Below are 22,474 nucleotides of genomic sequence, written 5' to 3'. Positions count from 1 at the left end.
GAGACACTGATGCTTGTTTGGAAACAACACCGGGATTCCATTTGACTTGCCCCAAAATGCGAACAAACTGGCAAGTAAAGTGCATGTTCGCGGTCCGGTTTTCGGGTTTAGTTTGTTCAGGATCCGACACGTGGGAAAGGGTAATTAGTTTTCTTTTTTGAGTTTTATTCCAGAGTGTTATGTTCATCGATCTGTTGTCTTGGGAATTCCTGCTGTTTTCGACGTTTACCATCATTTTGGTTGCGTCTTCGACGGGAGTTGTGCGGGCGACGGGCTTTCTGAGCGCCAATATCGCGTTCGTTTTTGCGCTTCTTGGTCCAATCGGTTTGGCGTCAACCTTGTTCTTTTCCGGGTTAGGGTGGGTGCTGACCCGGGTGCATCTGACGGCGTCCAGATGGGCGGCAATTCTGTCGGCAACCCTGCTGATCCTCGTTTTCATATACATGCTGGATTACGAGTTTCTGGGATTGTTCCTGCCTGACGCAGCGCGCCTATCATTCCTGCAGACAGTCGGCCTGAGCTTTCTACTGTTTCGTATCTTGCATGTCATGATTGATGCCCGGTCGGGTGTCATCGACCGCATAGATCCAGCCGTTTATCCGAACTATTTACTGGCATTTACCACATTCATGATGGGTCCAATCCAACGATATCAGGATTTTCGCGACCAATGGGCAGATCGTACCCAAGCCATCGAGATGACGTATGAAGCTCATCTTGATGCTGGGCTGAGAATTCTCTGGGGGCTTGTCAAAGTATACGTCATTGGAACATTCATCTTCCGTTTTGCGCTACAGCCCAATACCGATGTCCTTGCGTTGAGTTTGGGTGAATTCTGGCTTCAATTGGTAGCCTTCTACTTTTTTCTTTATATGAATTTTTCCGGCTACTGCGACGTCGTGATCGGTATCGGCAGTCTGATGGGCATTCGGCCACCCGAGAATTTCAACAACCCGTATTTTGCCCAGAACATCGCTGATTTCTGGCTCCGCCAGCACAGATCTCTCACACTGTGGTTAACCGACTACGTCTTTAACCCGGTGTATAAAAAAGCCCTCAGTTCCAGTTCATTCGCCAGTTTGCCGCTGGCTGCCGGGATTATTGCGGCCATGCTGACCATGCTTGTTTCTGGCCTTTGGCACGGCACCACAATCGGGTTTTTGATCTTTGGTCTCGTGCATGGGACGTGGCTCGCCATCTATCGGATATGGGATCATGTTCTGACGGTGCGTTTCGGTAAAAAACGGCTGCGAAAAATTAGGGCAAGCTGGCCCGGACGGATCGTCGGAATAGCGATTACATTTCACGCGGCCGCTTTTGCTTTCCTGTTCTTCCAGTTGGACACGCCAAGCGTGGTTGCGCTTTTGAAAGGTCTTATGTGATGTGGTTGACCCTTTTTCCCAACCGGTCTTTTCGGATGACCATGAAGGTTCTCGTCGCAGCCGGGCTTGTTGGTATTCTTTTTGTTTTCTCCGCGACGGAGGTCGACTTTGTCTACACGGGTTTCTAGGAAACTGCGCCTTTCGCTCGCGGCCCTTGGGACAATTGGGGTCGTCGTTGTGTTGGTCTTTTCGGCACTGACATGGCTGGCCATCAGCGCCGAGCGCAGTTTTTTCATGCTCCCGTATAAACAGGAAAGCTGGTACCGCTTTCTTCTGCCATCCCAATTTGTGGTTCAGGATAAACCCGTCATCATGTTGGCTGGCCCCTCTACAGTACGCGAGAACCTGCGATGGGAGCAGATGCAGGAGGCGTTTCCCGATTATCACATCTATCAGGGGGGGATCAGCGTGGGCACGATTGAAGATGTTACAATCTCGCTGAAACTGATCGAGGCAGCATATGGTGAAGACGCGTTGCCGGATTATGTCGTCCTTGGCCTCGGGCCCCGTTTCCTTGCCAACCTGCCGCCCGAACGGCCCTTTAAAACAATCGTTAATACCTACAGCCCCTGGTCGGTGACAACTGGTCCAAACGGGGTTGAGCTGCACAAAAAATCGCTATTTGGCGCTGCGCTGGCTAAAATCCGCTTCGTTGGCAAGCAGCCCGAGCGTTTCAGATCTGCATTGCGTGCCTGGGCGGCATATTGGGGTCGCTCGATCGAAGAATGGCCGCCCGGCGAAGCCTTTTTGCGCAAAGCCGGATTTCTGAACATGTGGACATCGCAAGTCGAAAGACAGCGCAGGCTCGTTTCGCCGTACAAGTTTTCCAGAAGCGCCGGCCTGAGTGAAGAGGATCTTGCTGTCTATATGTCCGGCAGTTGGTGGGAGTCTGTTTTCGACTGGGATGTGCGCAAGAACGGTGATGCTGCAGCTGTGCGTCTACGTCAGCTTCTGGATTTTCTCAACGAACACGGAATAGGCGTGGCGGTCGTCAATATGCCGGAGCGGTCATACTCCCGCTCCCGTTTTGCTTTCGAGTATGAAGACTATCTCGGTGCGATCCGCGACGGCATTGGGACAGCACCGTTTCTCGATCTGAGTACTTTCTCGCACGATGATGAGTTCCACGACGCCGAACATACCATACCGGAAGGGTCACGACGTCTGACGAACCGCGTAATAGTTTGGGTGCAATCGTTACTGACATGACATATGTTAGTAAGTGAATAAGATACCGATGCTACTGTGATTGATGATATTAGTTGAACAAGTACCCTGATTTTTGGGGGTGAGTAAGTGGTTTTTAATGTTAAGGCCGGGCGTGAGTCCCTCGGCACGGATGTTTCCAATGATACAGCGCGGATCCAGGTTCTGGGTGCTCTTCGTGCAACCGAATCCATTCAGGATTACCTCTCTTTCTGCCGCAAATGGCGCAAGATCGAGCGGGCTGCCGTTGACGACGAGCGCGACGTATTGCGCGTTGCGCTTCTCAGCGGCGCGACGACGGATTTTCTTGAACTTCCTCTTCGTGCAGAGCTTGACAGTTTTGGTCTTCGCGCCCGCATTCACCGCCCGGATTTCAACACTCATGTCGCCGAACTTCTGGATCCTGCAAGCGCCACTGCCGGGTTTTCTCCGCAGATTGCAGTTCTTCTGCTTGGGCTGTCCGACATCAGGGAATGGCCTACTGTGGGCGACACAGAGGCAGACGTGGCGACGCTGGCCGACCGGTTTGCCGATCTGTGGCTGAACAACATCTGTGCAACGTTCAACAGGGAAACTGGCGCTGAAATCATACTCGGCAACCTGCATCTGCCCCCGACATCCTCGAGCGGTCATCTTAGCCGCCGCCTGCCTTGGGATCGAACTAACTTCGTGCGTCGGATCAATCAGCTTTTGGCGGAACGTGCGCCGAAATTTGTTCATACACTGGACGTAGAGCTTCTCTCGGCCCAATACGGGGTCCAACAATGGTTTGACCCCCGCTTTTGGTACCACGCCAAACAACCTGTCTCATTCGATTGCATGATCCCGCTTGTGCGCGACATGGCTGGGATTATCGCGGCCATCTACGGCAAGACTTCGAAATGTATCGTGCTGGATCTGGATAATACCCTGTGGGGCGGAATTGTCGGTGACGATGGGGTGAATGGCATCAAGATTGGCCAGGGCAGCGCTGAAGGCGAGGCATTCCTGGCCTTTCAGAACTATCTGTTGGAATTGAAATCACGTGGCATTCTGCTTGCCGTGGCCTCAAAAAACGAAGATGCCAACGCGCGCGCGCCATTCGATACGCTGGATGACATGGCGTTGAAATTCGCCGATTTCGTGTCGTTCAAGGCAAACTGGGGACCCAAGCCCGATAGTATCGCAGCCATCGCAAAGGAACTGAACATCGGGCTCGACGCGATCATATTTGTCGATGACAACCCGGCGGAGCGTGCTTTGGTACGGCAGAGCTTACCGGAAGTGCGTGTTCTGGAAGTGGGCGACGATCCTTCGGAATACCCATATCTTCTAAGCAGGTCCGGCTGGCTTGAGACAATCGAGATTACCAGTGAGGACCGCAAGAAATCCGAACAATACGCAGCCAATCGATCGCGTACCGAGCTTGCGGAAAGCGCAGTAGACTATGACAGCTATCTGCGCTCGTTGAATCAGAAAGCGGTGATCCGCCCGTTCGAGCCAGAGCATTTCGACCGGATTACGCAGCTTATCAACAAAACCAACCAGTTTAACCTGACCACTCAGCGGATGACGCAATCCGAGGTAGAGGCGCTGGCAGCCAGTAACAGCACGGTTACGGCTTATATGAGGTTGAAGGACAGCTTTGGTGACAACGGGCTCATCAGCGTAGCTGCAGGATCGGTCGAAGGTGACACGCTTACACTCGACCTTTGGTTAATGAGTTGCCGCGTTTTCAAAAGGGGTGCCGAGTTTGCTATGGCGAATTATCTTTTGCAGGAAGCTGCACGCAGGGGGGTTTCAAATATCAGGGGTATCTATCGGCCAACGGCTAAGAACCGCCTGGTCGAAAACCTCTATGCCGACCTCAAGTTTGAAAAGGACGGTCCTGCGGAAGATAATGGTACAAATTGGAGCCGAACACTTACAGGGTTCGAACCGTTTCCAGTCAGCATCGAAATAGTGGAGGATTTTGCGTGACCGAAAGTGAGGTATGGCAGCGTTTAACATCGGTCTTTCAGGGTGTCTTCGAGGATGACGAGATCACGTTGAGCCCTGAGACCACGGCTGAAGCGATCGAGGATTGGGATTCCCTGACGAATATCCAGTTGCTGATCGCCATCGAGAAAGCTTTTCCTGGGCTTCAGTTCAGCACCGGTGAGGTTGCGAACCTCCAAAATGTGGGCGATCTGGTGTCGGCGATTACAAAGCGCGTTACAGCCTGACGCATCCGAAAAGGCGCGCGATACACTCGGGAACGGATGCCATTCCACCTGTCCTGCGTGATCAAACTGCGGGCTGATCTTTGGGTGCAACAGGGGGCTCTTCTCTTCGCATCCCCTTCATGACAGTCCGGTATTCAGTTGCTATGAACATGTTGTGTTAACACGAGTTTTGAGTACATGCAGATTGAAGATACCGCCTTACCGGGTGTTTTGATCCTGACGCCAAAACGGTTTGGCGATGCGCGCGGGTTCTTTTCCGAGACCTGGAACCGCAGAACGTTGAACGAGTTCGGGATCGCCCTGGAATTTGTACAGGACAATCACTCGGTATCTGCCAGTGTCGGCACCCTTCGTGGCTTGCATTTCCAGGCGCCACCCCATGCGCAGGACAAGCTTGTGCGCTGCGGGCAGGGTGCGTTGTTCGATGTGGTTGTCGATATCCGCAAGGGCTCACCCACATACGGGCAATGGACAGGCGTTGAACTGACGGCGGAGAACGGAAGGCAGCTTTTGGTGCCCAAAGGGTTTCTGCATGGCTTTGTCACGCGGTCGCCTCATACCGAGATTTGCTACAAATGCACCGATTATTACGCGCCTGACTGCGACAGAGCGGTGCACTGGGACAGTTGCGGCATCGATTGGGGGCTGACGGGTGATCCGGTCCTGTCCGATAAGGATGCGGTAGCCCCCGCTCTGGCCGAATTCGACAGCCCCTTTGTCTGGGAGGGTAAGCCATGAAGCTTTTGGTGACAGGTGGCGCTGGCTTTATCGGATCGGCCGTGGTGCGGCGGGCCATTGCGGACGGGCATCAGGTGGTCAATCTGGATGCGCTGACTTATGCGGCGTGCCTCGACAATGTGGCCCAGGTGGAAAATGACCCGAATTACACCTTTTTAGAGGCTGATATCCGGGATCGATTTGCCATGGACCGGGCGCTGGCAGAATATGCCCCGGACGCGATCATGCATTTGGCGGCAGAAAGCCATGTGGATCGCTCGATCGACGGGCCCGGTGCCTTTATCGAAACCAACGTGACCGGGACTTGCAATCTGTTGGAAGCAGCCAGAGCGTATTGGGACGGGCAGGGCCGCCCGCAGAGCTTTCGGTTCCACCATATCTCGACCGATGAGGTCTATGGCTCGCTTGGGCCAACCGGTCAGTTCACCGAAGAGACCCCTTATGATCCCCGTTCGCCCTATTCGGCCAGTAAGGCAGCCAGTGACCATCTGGTGCGGGCGTGGTTTGAAACCTATGGGTTGCCGGTGGTGTTGACGAATTGCTCGAACAATTACGGGCCGTATCATTTCCCGGAAAAGCTAATTCCAGTCACAATCTTGAACGCTTTGGCGGGCAATCCACTGCCGGTTTATGGCGATGGGTCCAATGTTAGAGACTGGTTATACGTCGAAGACCACGCCGAGGCACTGCTTTTGGTGGTTCAGAAAGGTCAGATCGGGCGCAGCTATAACATTGGTGGTGAAAACGAGTGCACCAACCTGCAACTGGTGCAGATGCTGTGCGGTATTCTGGATCGTCTGCGCCCTAGGGCCACGCCCTATGCCGACCTGATCACCTTTGTCGCTGATCGTCCGGGTCATGATGCGCGTTATGCAATCGACCCGACCCGTATTCGACAGGAACTGGGCTGGCGACCCTCTGTCAGTGTCGAAGAAGGCTTGGAGCGGACCGTTCAGTGGTATCTGGACAATGAAAGCTGGTGGCGCGCGCTGCAGAACCGCGACGGCGTTGGCAAGCGATTGGGTATGAAAGCATGACCATCCTTGTCTTTGGCCGAACCGGGCAGGTGGCGCGGGAACTGGCGGCGTATGCGGGTGTGACATGCCTCGACCGTTCTGAGGTTGATCTGGAACAGCCCGCCTCCTGTGCAGCGGCAATCCGCGCGGCGGCTCCACAGGCGGTGATCAACGCGGCGGCCTATACGGCCGTTGACCGGGCCGAGGAAGAAGAAGTGCTCGCAACCGTCATCAACGCAGATGCGCCCGCTGCGATGGCGCAGGAATGTGCCGCGTTGGACGTCCCTTTCGTCTCTATTTCGACGGATTACGTGTTTGATGGATCAGGTGATGCCCCCTGGGTCCCCACGGATCCGACCGGGCCGCTGGGGGCGTATGGGCGCTCGAAATTAGCAGGGGAGCAGGGGATCACCCAGGCCGGAGGGGTCTATGGCATCCTGCGCACCTCCTGGGTGGTGTCGGCTCATGGCAATAACTTCGTTAAAACGATGCGGCGGCTGGGGGGCGAGCGGGACCAGCTATCTATCGTGGCCGACCAGATCGGCGGTCCGACGCCCGCGCGGGACATCGCCGCAGCGTGCCTGTCTATGGCGCAGCAACTGACCGATGATGCGGGCAAGGCAGGTATCTACCATTTTGCGGGTGCACCGGATGTCAGCTGGGCCGGGTTTGCCCGGGCAATTTTTACTGAATTAGAGACTAATTGTGATGTAACGGACATTCCTTCCAGCGATTATCCCACCCCTGCTACACGCCCATTGAATTCCCGCCTTGATTGTTCCTCACTGGAAACAACTTTTGGCATTACACGTCCTGATTGGAGGCACGGCTTAAGTGATATTCTGAAAGAGTTGGAAAGCGCAACATGACGACACGCAAAGGCATCATACTTGCGGGGGGATCAGGCACCCGGCTGTATCCGATCACGATGGCTGTGTCGAAACAGCTGTTGCCGCTCTATGATAAGCCGATGATCTATTACCCGTTGTCGGTGCTGATGCTGGCCGGTATTCGGGACATCTGCGTGATCACCACGCCGCAGGACCAGGATCAGTTCAAGCGCACGCTGGGAGACGGCAGCCAATGGGGGGTACACCTGACCTATGTGGTGCAGCCCAGCCCTGACGGTCTGGCTCAGGCCTTTATCCTTGCCGAAGAGTTTCTGGCCGGCGCACCTTCGGCGTTGGTTCTGGGGGACAACATCTTTTTTGGCCACGGCTTGCCCAAATTGCTGGCCGCGGCGGATGGGCATGCCGAGGGTGGGACTGTGTTCGGCTATCACGTGGCCGACCCTCAGCGCTATGGCGTGGTTGCTTTTGACTCGGATGGACGTGCGCGCGAGATTATCGAGAAGCCTTCGGTCCCTCCGTCGAATTATGCTGTTACCGGCCTTTACTTTCTGGATGGCTCGGCACCACAACGCGCCCGACAGGTCAAACCCTCGCAGCGGGGTGAGTTGGAGATCACCGACTTGCTGCAGATGTACCTGGAAAAAGGCCAACTTAGGGTCGAAACCATGGGGCGGGGGTATGCCTGGCTGGATACCGGCACACATGCCAGCCTGCTGGATGCAGGCAATTTCGTGCGCACGCTGGAAGAACGTCAGGGACTGCAGACGGGTTGTCCGGAAGAGATCGCCTGGCAGTTGGGGTGGATCAGTGACGAACAGTTGCGCCAGCGAGCGGAGATGTTCGCCAAGAACGAGTATGGCGCTTATCTGGATGGTCTGTTGAAGTAGTTGGTCTGCTTTGAAAATTGGTCGGCGTGCGAGGTTGGGGTTTTGTTTGGTGCTTGAAGAGATGCGAGTGTGATCGGAGAAACTGAAATGAACCCGCCATCCCCCGCGATTGGCCGCAATGATCTGGCAATTCTTCTGTTTATCCTGCTTCTTGCGGCGGTGCTGAGGGCTGTCGGGCTGAACACACCGCTTTGGTATGATGAAATCTGGACCGTGGACACGCATGTTCGTCTGCCCTGGGGCGAGATGATGCGCGAATACTCGATGAACCATCATTATTTCTTCAGCATGAAGGCAAAGCTGTTTTCTCAGATTTTAGGTGAGGAAGCCTGGGCGTACCGTTTCCCAGCCGTGTTGTTCGGCGTCGGAACCGTCGCGACTATCTGGTGGCTGGCCAAGGAGGTCGCCGACACTAGGATTGCACATATATCCGCTCTGCTTGTGGCCCTGTCCTATCATCAAGTCTGGTTCTCACAGAATGCGCGCGGATATACTGAGCTTGCTTTCTGGAGTATGCTTGGCCTCATTCTTTTTCTGCGGGGAGTGCGCCATCCGACGATGGGAATCTGGCTCGCCTTCGGGCTGACCGCAGCTGCCGCTGTTTTCACGCATTTGACCGGCGCATTTTTCTTTGTCGCCCTGGGACTTGTCTGGCTTATTTCTCTGGCGACCGGGTTCGGCCGGGATACCCTGACCCGCGAGTGGGTGCTGCGGCCACTGATCGGTGTTGCCATCGCGTTGGTTTTGATCCTTTTGGCGTATCTGCCGATTTTGCCCAGTATCCTGGAAACCATGGGCGAGGTTTCAGCGACTTCCGCTGTCGACAAGATGCAAGTTTACCAAAACCCGATCTGGACCATGGTCGAGGGCCTGCGCACCGCAATCGGAAACACCGGCTCACCGTCACTGATTGTCGCCTTCGTTGGGCTGGTAACCATTGCCTTTGGCGTAATGGGGACGCATTCGGCGCAGCCACTTTTTTTTGTCGCCATCGCCATGCATATCGTCGTGACACTGGGCATTCTCATGTCACTCGAAATGCGGATCTGGCCGAGGTTTTTCTTTGTCGATATCGGTCCGGTCATCGTGCTGGTCGTTGTCGGCTGCCGATATGGTGCCGACCTGGTGGTCCGGCTGCTCAGGCGGCCTCAACTCGGGCGGGTGCTGTTCGCCTTGGGTGTCTTGGCAATGATTGTCATGTCCCTGTTTCTGGTGCAGCGCAACTACGATGCTCCAAAGCAGGATTTGGCCGGAGCCTTCGATTTTGTTGAAGGGATGCGCGGGCCGTCAGAGCGGGTTTATGCCATCAACCCGGGTGGCCCGGTCTTCGAAAGCCACTTTGGCGCGGATTGGATTACCATCGGTGATGCAGATGGTTATTCCGAGGCAATGGCACAGCCAGGGCCCGTGGCGCTGGTCGTTTTGTTCCCGAACCGAATGTTTCGTGTCATTCCAAGGCTGGGGGCGGATGTTGAGGAACAATTGGAGCTTGTACGGACCTTCGCCGGAACGCTTGGGGATGGGCAAGTTCTAGTCTATCGGCGCAAGTGACGTGCAGTGGATAATTTGTTTTCAATTTATGGACAATAAATATAAAAATAAATGATTGTTCTGGCGGTGGTCTTCTGCCGGACATTTTCCAAAAGACTACTTGTCCTGCGTCAGGCCCAGGCTGCTTTCCACGATATACAGCGGGCGTTTTCGCGACTCCTCATAGAGACGCCCCAGATATTCCCCGATCACACCCAATACGATCAGTTGCAGGCCGCCGATCAGCAAGACCGCGACCATCAGCGAGGCATAGCCAGGGACATCAATGCCGTAAATCAATGTCCTGAGGGTCAGAAAGATGCCGTAAAAGATCGCTCCGATGGCGGTGAGCATTCCGATATAGCCAGCGATCCGCAGCGGAACCGTGCTGAACCCTGTGATCCCGTCCAGCGCGAAGTTCCAGAGCCGCCAGTAATTGAACTTGGTTTTTCCGGCAATGCGCTCGGGTCGATCATAAAAGACTTCGGCATGCCGGAAACCAACCCAGGCAAAAAGTCCTTTCATAAAGCGATTATGTTCCCGCAACCGAACGACCGCCCCAACGACGCGCCTGTCCATAAGGCGGAAATCTCCGGTGTTGGCGGGGATGCTTACTCCGGATAGCATATTGATAAATTTATAAAATTTTTCTGCAGACCAGCGTTTCAGGACAGTGTCGGTATCACGACTTCGACGGACACCATAAACCACGTCATATCCTTCGCGCCATTTTTCAAGAAAGGCTGCAATCAGCTCGGGCGGATCCTGCAGGTCAGCGTCAATCGGAATGACAGCAGCCCCTGAGGTGGCATCCAGCCCGGCCGTTAGCGCGATCTCTTTTCCGAAATTACGAGAGAAATTCAGCACTTTGATCCGACTGTCGCGGTCATGCGCTTCAGTCAGCATTCTGGCTGTCTCGTCTGTGCTGCCGTCATTGACGCAGATAATCTCGTAGCTCTCGCCAATTTTTTCCATGACCTCCCCGAGGCGCTTGAACAAGTCGGGCAGGGCGCCTTCTTCGTTAAACATAGGAATGACGACACTCAACGTCGGGTCGGCGGCTGTGGCCGTTTGTGACCGGGATGTGGATATATTCATATTCAGCGGCGCCCTGGCAAATGTCCTGTTTCGTAACGCTGATAATAAATGACCATGGTTTGGCGGCAGGTTCAAAGAATTCGAAGAAGAGCCTGAGTGTTTTTTGTCTTTCAGTGATATCCTCCGCTCAACCGGTTCCGGTGCGATCCCGCCCGGAATCTGGGAAAATTGAGGCTCAGTTCTGGTCGAGCAGGGAGAAACAAATCGGTGCGCAGCAATGTCTGGATCGGGCTCATTGCGCTGGCGGCCTTGGCTGTCAGCCTGTTGGTCTTCGCGGTGATTGGCACGCCGGTGGGGCATTCCTACGGCTTCAACATGAGCTGGACGGTGGCTTTTGCAGACGCGCTGAGCGGCGGCACGCTTTACCCCCGGTTTCTGCCAGCCCTTTGGGATGGGGTCGGGGGACTCGACTTCTTCTTTTACGCACCGCTTCCGTTTTATGTCGCCGCTGGCCCGGCACAGTGGCTCTGCCCGGATTGCAGCCCGCAGGTGCTGTTTGGGTTGTCTGGCGGTTTCCTGTGTTGGTTGTCAGGTGTGACGTTCTGGATTTTTGGCCGGCAGTTTCTGCCCCCAAAACCTGCATTGGTGGCGGCCTTCGTGTGGGCGCTGGCCCCCTATCATGTGGGCATTGACTGGATGGTCCGTCAGGCGGCGGGTGAGTTTGCGGCCTATGTTTTCGTGCCCCTTGTCGCGCATGGGGTGCTTGTGGCCCTGCGTGACCACCGCCCGGTCTGGTCCTTGCCGGTTGGGCTTGCAGGGCTTGGTCTCAGCCATCTTCCGACCCTGCTTCTAGTCGTGCACGTTATGGCCGTTATCGTGGCCGCGTGGGTTTTGATCCATCGCACCCGCTTTGTGCGGTCCCTTGTCCTGCTGGCGGTCATGGGGTTGGTGGGGGTCGCCCTGTCCGCATTCTATTGGTTGCCAGCCATAATATTGCTTGGGGATGTGTCGCCCGAAGGTCTTTATACAAAAGAGCTCATTCCAGAAAGCTGGTACCTGATCGGGGCGGATGTCCTGCCCGACAACATGTACAAGGTCGCCCTTTTGATATGCCAGTTGACCGCCGCCGCCGTGGCCGGGTTGGCCGTCGTGATAACGCAGGGCGACACCAGAAGAAACCTGATCATCTGGGCGTTGGTGCCTGCAATTTTTGTCCTCCTGCTCAACAGTTCGGTCTCGCGTGTTCTGTGGGAGAACTGGATTATCGCTAAGGTCCAGTTCCCCTACCGGCTGACGGTGATTTCCGATCTGGCGCTTGCCCTTTCGATTGGCGCGCTCAGCACGGCCTTCGCCTTGGACCGCCGTTCGCGCCGAATTGCGTGGGTCGGTATTGGGGGGCTGGTGATCTCGTTCCTTGTTGTGGGGATGCTGCTGCCGGACCGCATTACCAAAGGCATTGCGGCGCGCGAGCAACCGGTCGCGATGATTGGCGCGCCGGAATATCTGCCACCTCCGGTGTTTGACCCGCTTGCCGAAGACGTCAAAGCCGAAGGGCAGCCGATCTGGCGATTGTCGCGGCATATGCTGGAGCTTGCGGCAGAAATCGAAGCGCCAGAATCCGGTTTCATCCAGCCTGTGCAGGAGGTGCCGCGTCAGTGGATCATTCGCGTCGAAGGCTCTGGCCAACCGGAAACGCGGCTACGCGTTGCGCTGATGTATTGGTCACATCTGGAGGCCGAGGCCACAGACGGAACCCCGCTAATACTCTCCCCCGACCCGGAAACCGGCTTTGTCACATTCGCCCCGACAGACGCGGATGTCAGGATCACCCTTCCACGGCACTGGAGCGAATGGGTCGGCGCGCTTCTGGCCGGGTTCGGCCTGATCTTGGCGGTCTTTATTCTATACCGGGCGCGCAGGGCCGAGCCGGACCTAACCCGGCTTGCGGAATACCCAGAGGGTTGAGATCACATAGTTGACGGCAAAGGACGCGCCAATCGCCACCAACAGGATGAACCAGAAGGGCAGGGTGGTGACATAGCCCAACCCCGCGACCACGGCGAGCCGTACGACCAGTGAGGATATCACTGCCATAAAGTACTTCACGTATCCCCGGACAGAGATCGTGCTTTGGCTGGTATGTTCATAGCTGAAGATATTGTGGCCGCAGTAATTGATGACCGAGCCGAGGACAAAGCCGCAGGTCGATGCAAGGACAGGTGGCGCAAGCAGAACCACAGCCAGCAGCAGCGCCAGCAGGTAATCCGCGATGGTGCCCAGGGCGCTGATGCCTAGGAACCTGAAAAACAGGCCTTTGTCTTTGAGGTCCGAGCTCATGACAGGGTTGCGAGATGCAGACTAAGGGCAGGACAAAGCAAACTTGGATGCCACTGGTTCTGTTGGTCGGTTAAAGGTGATCGTTTCAATTTGAGGCCTCTCAAAGCCGCATCTAGCGACGTGTCGGGTAATTTTTAACGAGCGTGGAACCGGCCTTTAGGCGATCCACCTCACTGCCTGGGCGTACCCCGTATTCATGAAAGCCATTGGCGGCACCGGTCGCATAGTAAATGAACTCCCGGTCATAGTAGCCGGGTTTCGAGGGGGACTGGTCCTGAACGATGACGTTGTTGAGAACCGCCCAATCCTGTTGATTTTGATAGCCCTTGATCTCGCCGACGACGTTTTGCTCGATCACAACATAGGTCGATGCAGATACATTTATGCGTGGAATCGTGACCTTGCCGTCATTCGGCTGGCGTACCCGGATGATCGAGTTTTTGCGGATAGAAAGATTATCTGCCCCATGGATCGAAATGCCGTGCAGGTGCGCATTGTAGATCACATTGTTTTCAATCAGGACATTCTTGTGACGCAAAAGGGGGTCATTCGTATTCTTCCCGCTTTTACCCATGAAAATCGTCTGGGTATAATCGCCAGCCCCGATGTCAAAGATATTGTCCCGGATCACGATATTGGAACTGCCACGATTTGTGCTCCGTATCAACTGGATCATATCCCGGTGGTCGCGGCTGGTACTGGCGCGGAAGTTGTGCAGCCTGTTCAGTTCGATCACCAGATCATCCATGCCGCTGAAGATCATTCCATCGGCCCGGATGTCATAGAACTGGTTTCGGCGGATTGTCAGATATGTGCTATGGACGCCGGTCAGCGCTTTCCACCATTTTCGAAATACGCTGTTCGAGATGGTGACTTTGGAACTGTCCCTGATCAGCAGACCCCGACCATGGCCAATGCCCGCGTTGTAATCGCCATCGAACACAGAATTGCTGATGGTGATTTTGTGGCTGTTGCGGATGCTGAAGTAATTGGTTCGGTTTTTGTCGCCGGACTTGTAGGAATAGTCAAACAGCAGCCCATCCAGCGTGAGATTTCCGGCACCATTCAGGCGCAGTTCTGTGAAACAAGCTGGCGAACCTGGGTCTGCGGATCGGATCGCGATAGGGGATTTGAAGGCTTTCCGGATGTGCAAAGCGCCATAATCACCCCCGGCCAATACTATGGTTTCTCCGCCGCTGGCATTGCTGAGGGCTTCCGAGAGCCCCTTGGCGTTTTGAATGATTTGACCGTTTAGGGTTTCTGATGCGGTTTTCCCCCCGCTGCAGGCCGATGCTGCAAGCGACGGTTTTGCCGGTACCATTAGCAGAAGAATGGAGCAAAACAGAATGCCAACAGAGATGTATGTGCTTCGCATTGTCGGCGGCTCTTCATAACATTGGTGGCAGAAAAAACATTACGGACATGTAAAAGCCTTGTCTACGATGGCCCCCTCACCAGAAAGGGAGCCCTTCTTAAAAACAATAAAACGACCTGCCGGCGACGAAACCATCAAGCCCAACAGAGCGCGCGAATTTGTACAGATCACTCGTCTTGTTAATGAAGCCAGAGCGCTTGAAGTTCAGCGACGTGTTGCACAGGACGCCGACGCCGCTGGTCGCTTTGAACTCGGTCAGCAAATCATGCAGCATTGCATTCTGGTCTTTAGTTACGGTTTGCACCCTCGCTGACCCGTCCACATGGTTTACGGCCTTAAGCCTAGGGTCGGTGACTTGCTGAAAATGAAGCATATGCGGCGACGGTCCCGACCAATCGAAGTGTTTTGACACGTCTTCTTCTAGGCAGACCGGTGAAACCGGTGCTAGACCCGCACGCCCTTTGATCTTGTTCACCCGGTCGCGTGTTTCGGTAGAAAACGGCGCCGCAAGGATCGAGCGGTTACCAAGCGCCCGCGGGCCGATTTCACAGTTCCCCATGACCCATCCGATAACCATTCCATCATACAGCGCGGCTGCCACCTCACTCAGGTTTAACTCACTGCTGGTGACGCCCTCCATATCAATCCGGTCGTCATTGAAAGGCTGGCCGGCATACACTGTCCAATCCAACTTGGCCCGCCCGGTAAAGTGGCGCATGGCATCGACCGCCGTGCCGATTGCACAGCCTGAATCATTGGTGCACGGGGGGATGAAGACATCGCGGAACAGACCGCTGTCCCGCCAGCGCGTGTTCCAGCGATAGTTCAACCCGCATTCCCCGGAAATCAGCAGGGGGTAGTGCTTGGTAAGATTGGTCTTTGCGAAGTCATGGAACCGGGAAAAGACCGCATCGGAATATTTGGCTGCAAGGTTCTGAAACCTTGGGGATGTGACACCGACATTGTGGTAGGGCGAACCTCTGAACGTATCCTTGTGCAGGAAACCAGAGTCCGCACTGTTGTTTAAAAGCGCGTCAATCAAACCTTGTGCGTCGCCATCAATGGCGCGCGCGTCTCCATGTGCGCTGGCTGATTGCAGCTTGCTGGAAAAATCCTTTCCCAGAGTTTCACTCGTTCCCGAAAATGCGGGATCCGCAAGCGCATAGAGAAATGAAAACCGGCGTCCGGGGGCGGCCAGCACCCGCCCCTTGTGATGTATCATCAGATCGCGATCTATTTCATAGAAATCACCCAGCGCATCTTCCCAGACCAGAACATAACAAGGCTCGCCCTGCTCGAATGGCGACATCGCATAGGTAGCCCAGATGAGCGACCGTTCATGCGAAGAAGAATAATAATCCAGCCTCTTCCCGAAAAAGTTCTTTGTCCCGACAATGGCAGAGCTTTCGTCGATGCCGAAACTTCCGGCACCGGATATGGCAGTGTGGTTTTCGCCTCGTGTGGACCAGCCGCTAAGGGCAAGAACATCAGGCAACTCGTTGAACCATAGTCCAGCGTCGATCAGCGTATTCGGGTCGATTGGCGAATTTCGGGGAAGACTGTCTTTCTCTGCTTCATAGGAAAACATCAGGTGCTCTTTTGGCGCGTCGATTCCCGCGACCGACCCATCATGCCCGGATTTGAAGGAAAGAATTTTCATATCAGCACTCTAATCCAACCAGCCTTTCGTCGTCAGGTGATCAATGACCGTATGGGCGACGACCTGATGACCTTCTGGGGTCCAATGCGCATCGTCCAGAAAATAGACCAATGTCCCGTCAGCGGCGGCCTGCTGCAGCGCAGGCGTTAAATCCATATATTCTATGCCGTTCTCATCTGCCCATGTCTGAAGTTTGGCGGCCAGTTCCAAAGGCGCCCAGTCCTGCACAATACTGTCATCGGGAAAGGCCAGCAGGTCGCGATAGACATCTATTTTCATCGGAATGTGCGCGACCAGAAGCCTGCTGCCATTTTGCCGAACAAGGGCATCCCCCTGCAGCACGAGCTCCTTTAGATAGGGCAGGCGCGCCTCGACCCTTTCGGGGGGGGCATAGTCAAAATACATTGCCGTTTCCGGAGACCACGCTGCATCATGAAAATGGCCCGAGCGGGTCATTGCATAGTTTCCCCGCTGCAGGGTACGTGCTGCCAGCGAACTCCATGAGGCCAGACTGAAAGACAAATTGTTAAAGAACGACCTTTGGCTGAACCGGGCTGGTTCGGCAAGGTGTGCGTTCCGTAAAATAAACTCTTCATGGCTGATAGGAAAGTATGGCAGATCATTACCTTCAAAAAGAAACCAGACCACGACCTTGGGCGAGTAGTCATCCAGATGATGGAGCATCGCGCTCAGCCCGTGATAAAGCGAATAGTCGCTTTGGGCGATGCTTATGGCGGTATACTCGGAACCCTGCATGATCTGTTCGGTAACGGTCACGCCCTGATCGACTTTATACCCTTCGATAAAGCTATCACCGACAAGAAGCAGATCGGGGTCTGCAATGGACGTGCTGTTGCGAAAACCGTGCTGGTCATATTTGTAGTTCGCCTTGTACAGGCGGTTCGTACGAGCCCCCAGCGTTAACACTGAATCTCCCGGCCGGACGTCGCTGTATTGATCGTTTTCGGGGCGGTGAAAAAAACCGCCTGGTTCATAAATCCGATTGTGAGGCCCCAGAAGGCTAACCCCTTTGGGTATGAAAACCTGCCGGTAGTCGATGATGCCAGTCATGGCGGGAAGTTCGATCAACAAGGCGACAAACCCAAATGCCGCAACACTCAGGGCAATGTTCTGGGCAATATCCCGGCGCTGGTCACTCCGGGTTGTTAAAACATACCCCAGCAGCGCCGCCAGACTGAGTAGGATGTTGAGGTAAAAGCTTTGTGGCTGATACACCAAAAAGTAATTCTCGAAATGCTCAGTAGGCTGGCGCGTCGCAGCCCAGACATAAAGAACAAAACCAAGCAGGATCAAGCCGAGCCACAGACGCTGCCGCCCGAGTTTCAGAAAAAACAGCCCCACAGTTCCCAGCAGAATCTGAACCACGATGATCATGTAGGTGAACAGCTCTGATTCAATCTGCCCGTCAGACGCGACCAACGCCTGCACCGACCATTTGTTGAAGCCCACGCTTGCGGCCATCAGGAAAACCCCGAGCAGTTTTCGATAGTCGAATGTCGATCGTGCGAGCGTCATTTTAGTCTCATGTACCGAAGCCAGATGGGCAATATATTGCAAGCGTCAGGAACAACGCGACGAGAGAACTTGCGCTAGTCAAGCTCAAACGCTTCTTTGTAATCCTGTTTCAGCGCCTGATCCTGATCGGGTTTCTGCAGAACGCACCGGCCGATGACCAGCATGTCCAGATCCGTACCCATGAAGCAGCGGAACGCGTCTTCGGGGGTGCAGACGATCGGTTCCCCCCGAACGTTGAAGGACGTGTTGACCAAAACCGGGCAACCGGTGCGCTGTTTAAATTCGCTAATCAGCGCGTGGTACAGGGGGTTGGTTTCGGCATGCACGGTCTGAACCCGGGCAGAATAGTCGACATGGGTGACCGCCGGAATATCCGAGCGCACAACATTAAGCTTGTCGATACCAAAAAGCTGCATTTCTTCCGCGGTCATCGTGCGGCGCAATTTTTCCTGAACATCCGCAACCAGCAGCATGTAGGGGCTGTCATAGTCCAGCTGGAACCAATCGTTCACATCTTCGCGCAGGACTGAAGGAGCAAAGGGGCGAAAGCTTTCCCGGTATTTGACCTTGAGGTTCAGCGTTTTTTGCATCGAAGGGGAGCGGGGGTCGCCAATAATGGACCGGCCCCCAAGCGCGCGGGGCCCAAACTCCATCCGGCCCTGGAACCAGCCAAGCGCCTTGCCATCGACCAAAGCTGTTGCTGCCTCGGTGATCATGCCATCGGTTTCGAATGTCTCGAATTTTGCGCCAATCGTGGTCAGGCGTTGTTCAATGTCATCCTGTGCAAAGGCCGGTCCCAGATAAGAGCCTTGCATCTTGTCGGACGGGCTGCTGCTTTGACGCTCGTTTTTCAGTTCCGTGTGCCAGGCCGCCAATGCGGCCCCAACCGCACCTCCGGCATCCCCGGCGGCAGGCTGCACCCAGATATCCTTGAACGCGCCGTCCCGCAGGATGTGACCGTTGGCGACGCAATTCAGCGCCACACCACCGGCCATGCACAGATTGTCGATGCCATATTCCTGCGCGGCAGAGCGGGTCAGCCGCAGAACGATTTCTTCGGTGACGGCCTGTACCGAGGCCGCGATATCCATGTGGAACTGGGTCAGCGGGTCTTTTTCCGGTTGGCGTACAGGCTCACCAAACAGGTCCGCAAAACGCTGGTTCGTCATCGTCAGACCTACGGCATAGTTGAAATACTGCATGTCCAGCCTGAAGGACCCGTCCTCCTTCAGGTCAACCAGGTTCTCTAGAATGACATCCTTGAAGCGGGGGGTGCCATAGGGGGCCAACCCCATGACCTTGTATTCACCACTGTTGACCTTGAAGCCCGTGTAATACGTGAACGCGGAATAGAGCAGGCCGATCGAATGCGGAAAATGGATTTCCTTTTCAATCTTCAGGTCCTTGCCGCGCCCGATCGCCAATGTCGTCGTGGCCCATTCGCCGACACCATCCAGCGTTAAAACCACCGCCTCGTCAAAAGGAGAGGGAAAGAATGCACTGGCAGCGTGGCTGAAATGGTGCTCACTGAACATCAGCTTGTCCCCGGGCCGAAACTCGGGATCGTGTCGGCGCAGTTCCCGGCTAAGTAAGTCTTTCTGAAACAGCTTCTCGCGCAGCCAGACCGGCATGGCCATCCGAAAGGACTTCAGCCCGCGCGGAGCGTAGGAGACATATGTTTCCAAAAGGCGTTCGAACTTTAGGAATGGTTTGTCATAAAATGCGATGTGATCGACGTCGCCAAGTCCAAGGCCAGCTTCACCTAGAACATATTCGATCGCATGAAACGGATACCCCGCATCGTGCTTCTTGCGCGTAAAACGCTCTTCCTGCGCGGCGGCGACCAAAGTGCCATCAACTACAATGGCCGCAGCGCTATCGTGATAGAACGCAGAGATCCCCAGAATTGCAGTCACGACCTGGCCCTAGAACAGAGTATAGATGAACGGAGCGATAGCCGAACCCTGACTGAGCACAATCAGTCCGCCGAAAAGCACCATCATGACAAGGATCGGAAGCAACCAGAATTTCTTTCGAAACCTGAGAAATTGCCACATCTCTACCAGAAACGACATCTGATACTCCTAGAATTGATTTCTCATTGGGCCCACATTTTCCGCGCGCTCAATCCAATATGTGTTCGTGTCTTTATCCAGTTTTTGTCTCAAAAGGTCCTTTCCCAAGGCCCTCATGATCAGCCCGGTTGGTGTCACGGTCAGAAAATAGACCAAAGCCATAACGATGGGGGCCACAATCGCCCCCAGAAGCAGGCCGAACTTTGTCCACAGCCGGTTTGCTCCGGACAGCAGCGATGGGCGTAGCAGGGTTATCAGCACAAATGCGGCGGCGATAATGAGAGACCAATACCGCAGACCTCCGCTATGGATCAGCGGCCAGAGCCCAATGATTGTGAATACGAACGCAAAAACGAACCCAAAATTGCGGTTGCTGCCACCCTGGACTTCGTGCCGTGCCTCAATATCGATCATAATAAGATCATCTCATTCAGGTAACTCTAAGAACTCTTATACCGCCCTGTACAACCACTCAGGGAAACCAACTTTGTTAAATTATACACTCGTACCGTGGTGTTGTCGCAAATTTTTTCAGCAAATGAGCCTAATTCACGGACTTCAGATCGTAAGCGCCAGTTTTGCAATCTGTTTGAGTGGGCAGGCCTCGATTATTGTCGTAAACGCGGAAACAAAAGGGATGGGAATGTGAAACTGGCCAATTCTTGCGGTTCCTGAATTTGCTGATGGAACGATACAGGCAGTGCTACCCACTTCTCGGAAGTGACCGTATTTGGACATTTAGGCTGTGCCTTGTCAGTGATTGAAGGCTCACATCTGACGGTCTAGGGAGACAGAGGGTGTGTGTTCCGCCGACATGCGTCAATCCATCGAAAGCCCATATTCGCCTCAATGTGAGATCAATATGAGACTGAATTATGCATGTGGCCGTGCCTTCTGGCGAAGTTGACGTAGCGGCACTTAGCAACTCATTGCCGATGCTTAACGTGAATACGCGAGGACACGCCTGAATTGTGGCGATTTGGTGTCCATTGTTGCGATTAAGGAATCAATTCATCAAACCCTAGATTACCGCAACGGGAAGGGGAACAATTCCCGGTAACGAGTATCGAGTTCACTCGGAAATGAAGGCAATGGGGCATAATTGCCCCAATACAGGCAACCGTTTCCAAACATAGCCATATTTTGGCCTATCTGTCGCCCTTGTGCGGCTGTCCCCTCTGTCCTGGGTGTGCGGGATCTCTTGCGCTGCCACTCACAGCGCCTATGAAACAGAAGGTGAAATATGTCGACGACAATCACGGTAACCTCTGCGGCGGAGCTGAACCAAGCTTTGTCACAGGCGACAGGTGGGGAAACAATACTGCTTGCAGCAGGTGATTACGGTACGTTGAATACCGGTGCCAGCTACGCATCGACAGTAACGATCAAGTCGGCTGATGCGAATGCGCCGGCTACCATTTCGGCCATGAAGCTGAGCGGCGCGTCGAATATCGCGTTCGAAGAAATAAACTTCGATTATACTTTTGGTGGAGAGCCAAAAAGCTATAAGCCGTTCCAGATCCAGAACAGTTCGAACATCACTATCGATAACTCCACGTTCTCGGGGGACTGGGCCTCGGGCGTCTCGCCGACCGATGACGGTTACGGCTGGGGCATGGGCCTGCATGTCCGTGGCAGTTCAGACATTACCATTTCCAACAACGAGTTCTCTGACTGGCTCAAGGGAATGAATATTGGAACCAGCAGCAATGTGACGATTTCAGGCAACGATATGCATTCGATCCGGTCGGACGGGATGTATCTTGATGGCAACCAAGGCGTCCTGATTGAAGGCAACTATATCCACGACTTCGAGCGCTCACTGAACTCCGGGGACCATGGAGACTTCATCCAGTTTTCAAAACTGTTGGGCCCCAGCAGCGATATTATTATTCGCAATAACGTTATCGACATGGGCTCTGGCGACTATGCCCAGGCGATCTTTATGGGCAGCGGGAAAGCTGATCCCCATGATCCGTCCATGTTCTATACAAATGTGCTGATCGAAGACAACATGATCTACAATGGGCACACGCACGGGATTACCGTGTCCGGTGCCAAGGATCTGACGGTTTCGAACAACACGGTTGTGGCGGTACCTGGTTTGCTGACCGGCGGGGTGTCGGTGCCGAAGATCAACGTGACGACTACTTCGCAGAACGTCACAATTGAGCAGAACGTGGTTTCCGCCGTCACTGGTTACAGTGGGCAGTCGGATTGGAATGTAACCAGCAATGTATTTATTCAGAATACTGATCCGAACGCACCCGGTTATTATGATGACGTGTTCACGTACCACGCCACTGGTGCAAAAGACGGATACAACCAGTTTGGTGTCAAACCAGGCGGTGCCATTGATACGATGAATGCGGGCTCGGATTTGGCTCTGCAATTCCCGTTTTCTTACGACGCTTGGGTTGGGACAAGCGCAACTGGGGGGACCGGCTCTAACACCGGCGGGACAACCCTGCCCGACAGCGGGATAACCCTGCCCGACAGCGGGATAACCCAACCTGACAGTGGGAAAACCCAGCCTGACAGCGGGACCACCCAGCCTGACAGCGGGACCACCCAGCCCGACAGCGGGACCACCCAGCCTGACAGCGGGACCACCCAGCCTGACAGCGGGACCACCCAGC

The 22,474-nt window shown here is 54.6% G+C and carries 19 protein-coding genes; 11 read left to right on the top strand and 8 right to left on the bottom strand.

All coding sequences use genetic code 11. From position 1 onward, the window contains the following. Positions 1 to 179 precede the first annotated feature (179 nt). From ACR0JB_RS20105 to ACR0JB_RS20065, 9 genes are all read left to right on the top strand, one after another. Entirely contained in the window at positions 180 to 1,382 is a 1,203-nt protein-coding gene (locus ACR0JB_RS20105; RefSeq protein ID WP_170399624.1) for an MBOAT family O-acyltransferase, read from the top strand. A 108-nt stretch (positions 1,383 to 1,490) separates the two neighbouring features. Continuing rightward, complete coding sequence (locus ACR0JB_RS20100) at positions 1,491 to 2,591, top strand: hypothetical protein (RefSeq protein ID WP_170507691.1); 1,101 nt, start codon at positions 1,491 to 1,493, stop codon at positions 2,589 to 2,591. Positions 2,592 to 2,678: 87 nt separating this feature from the next. Next, positions 2,679 to 4,547, top strand: coding sequence for an HAD-IIIC family phosphatase (locus tag ACR0JB_RS20095; RefSeq protein ID WP_170399618.1), 1,869 nt, complete (start codon positions 2,679 to 2,681; stop codon positions 4,545 to 4,547). Beyond that, complete coding sequence (locus tag ACR0JB_RS20090) at positions 4,544 to 4,792, top strand: acyl carrier protein (RefSeq protein WP_170359715.1); 249 nt, start codon at positions 4,544 to 4,546, stop codon at positions 4,790 to 4,792. Before ACR0JB_RS20095 ends, ACR0JB_RS20090 begins: the two co-directional genes overlap by 4 nt. A 177-nt stretch (positions 4,793 to 4,969) precedes the next feature. After that, positions 4,970 to 5,530 carry a dTDP-4-dehydrorhamnose 3,5-epimerase gene (gene rfbC / locus ACR0JB_RS20085; protein WP_170399614.1) on the top strand — a complete coding sequence of 187 codons (561 nt, stop codon included), beginning with the start codon at positions 4,970 to 4,972 and terminating at the stop codon, positions 5,528 to 5,530. Continuing rightward, complete coding sequence (gene rfbB / locus ACR0JB_RS20080) at positions 5,527 to 6,567, top strand: dTDP-glucose 4,6-dehydratase (RefSeq protein WP_170399611.1); 1,041 nt, start codon at positions 5,527 to 5,529, stop codon at positions 6,565 to 6,567. Before rfbC ends, rfbB begins: the two co-directional genes overlap by 4 nt. Beyond that, positions 6,564 to 7,415: a dTDP-4-dehydrorhamnose reductase gene (rfbD, locus tag ACR0JB_RS20075; RefSeq protein ID WP_170399608.1), complete on the top strand. Its 852-nt coding sequence runs from the start codon at positions 6,564 to 6,566 to the stop codon at positions 7,413 to 7,415. The genes rfbB and rfbD overlap by 4 nt, the downstream gene beginning before the upstream one ends. Further along, positions 7,412 to 8,284, top strand: a complete 873-nt coding sequence (gene rfbA / locus ACR0JB_RS20070) for a glucose-1-phosphate thymidylyltransferase RfbA (RefSeq protein WP_170399605.1) — start codon at positions 7,412 to 7,414, stop codon at positions 8,282 to 8,284. The genes rfbD and rfbA overlap by 4 nt, the downstream gene beginning before the upstream one ends. A gap of 87 nt (positions 8,285 to 8,371) precedes the next feature. Next, positions 8,372 to 9,835 (top strand): glycosyltransferase family 39 protein, encoded by a 1,464-nt coding sequence (locus tag ACR0JB_RS20065; RefSeq protein WP_170399602.1) that lies wholly within the window; start codon positions 8,372 to 8,374, stop codon positions 9,833 to 9,835. Between the two features lie 96 nt (positions 9,836 to 9,931). Here ACR0JB_RS20065 and ACR0JB_RS20060 read toward each other — a convergent pair whose 3' ends face one another. Beyond that, positions 9,932 to 10,987 (bottom strand): glycosyltransferase family 2 protein, encoded by a 1,056-nt coding sequence (locus ACR0JB_RS20060; protein ID WP_302478768.1) that lies wholly within the window; start codon positions 10,985 to 10,987, stop codon positions 9,932 to 9,934. Positions 10,988 to 11,119: 132 nt separating this feature from the next. Here ACR0JB_RS20060 and ACR0JB_RS20055 point away from each other — a divergent pair, with 132 nt between their 5' ends. Then, positions 11,120 to 12,817, top strand: coding sequence for a glycosyltransferase family protein (locus tag ACR0JB_RS20055; protein ID WP_170578511.1), 1,698 nt, complete (start codon positions 11,120 to 11,122; stop codon positions 12,815 to 12,817). Here ACR0JB_RS20055 and ACR0JB_RS20050 read toward each other — a convergent pair. The 7 genes from ACR0JB_RS20050 to ACR0JB_RS20020 form a co-directional block, all read right to left on the bottom strand. Then, positions 12,785 to 13,189: a GtrA family protein gene (locus ACR0JB_RS20050; protein WP_170399596.1), complete on the bottom strand. Its 405-nt coding sequence runs from the start codon at positions 13,187 to 13,189 to the stop codon at positions 12,785 to 12,787. The genes ACR0JB_RS20055 and ACR0JB_RS20050 overlap by 33 nt on opposite strands. A gap of 112 nt (positions 13,190 to 13,301) precedes the next feature. Continuing rightward, positions 13,302 to 14,564, bottom strand: a complete 1,263-nt coding sequence (locus tag ACR0JB_RS20045; RefSeq protein WP_170399593.1) for a right-handed parallel beta-helix repeat-containing protein — start codon at positions 14,562 to 14,564, stop codon at positions 13,302 to 13,304. Between the two features lie 97 nt (positions 14,565 to 14,661). Beyond that, on the bottom strand, positions 14,662 to 16,224 hold the full coding sequence (locus tag ACR0JB_RS20040) for a carbamoyltransferase C-terminal domain-containing protein (protein ID WP_170399590.1): 1,563 nt from the start codon (positions 16,222 to 16,224) through the stop codon (positions 14,662 to 14,664). A 9-nt stretch (positions 16,225 to 16,233) separates the two neighbouring features. Beyond that, entirely contained in the window at positions 16,234 to 17,760 is a 1,527-nt protein-coding gene (locus ACR0JB_RS20035; protein WP_480790239.1) for an alginate O-acetyltransferase AlgX-related protein, read from the bottom strand. A 74-nt stretch (positions 17,761 to 17,834) separates the two neighbouring features. Further along, entirely contained in the window at positions 17,835 to 19,676 is a 1,842-nt protein-coding gene (locus tag ACR0JB_RS20030) for a carbamoyltransferase family protein (protein WP_480790238.1), read from the bottom strand. 9 nt (positions 19,677 to 19,685) lie between these two features. Next, positions 19,686 to 19,835 (bottom strand): DUF5989 family protein, encoded by a 150-nt coding sequence (locus ACR0JB_RS20025; RefSeq protein ID WP_170359744.1) that lies wholly within the window; start codon positions 19,833 to 19,835, stop codon positions 19,686 to 19,688. 9 nt (positions 19,836 to 19,844) lie between these two features. Beyond that, entirely contained in the window at positions 19,845 to 20,249 is a 405-nt protein-coding gene (locus tag ACR0JB_RS20020) for an SxtJ family membrane protein (protein ID WP_170399582.1), read from the bottom strand. An 829-nt stretch (positions 20,250 to 21,078) separates the two neighbouring features. On the opposite strand from ACR0JB_RS20020, the gene ACR0JB_RS20015 reads away from it, so the two are divergent. Then, positions 21,079 to 22,474 (top strand): right-handed parallel beta-helix repeat-containing protein (locus tag ACR0JB_RS20015; protein WP_480790237.1); only part of this gene is annotated, 1,396 nt, incomplete at its 3' end.

The organism is Ruegeria sp. BI7 (genome assembly GCF_056537925.1).
Note: the sequence above shows the minus strand (reverse complement) of the source record. Positions and strands in the feature narration are given on the sequence as shown.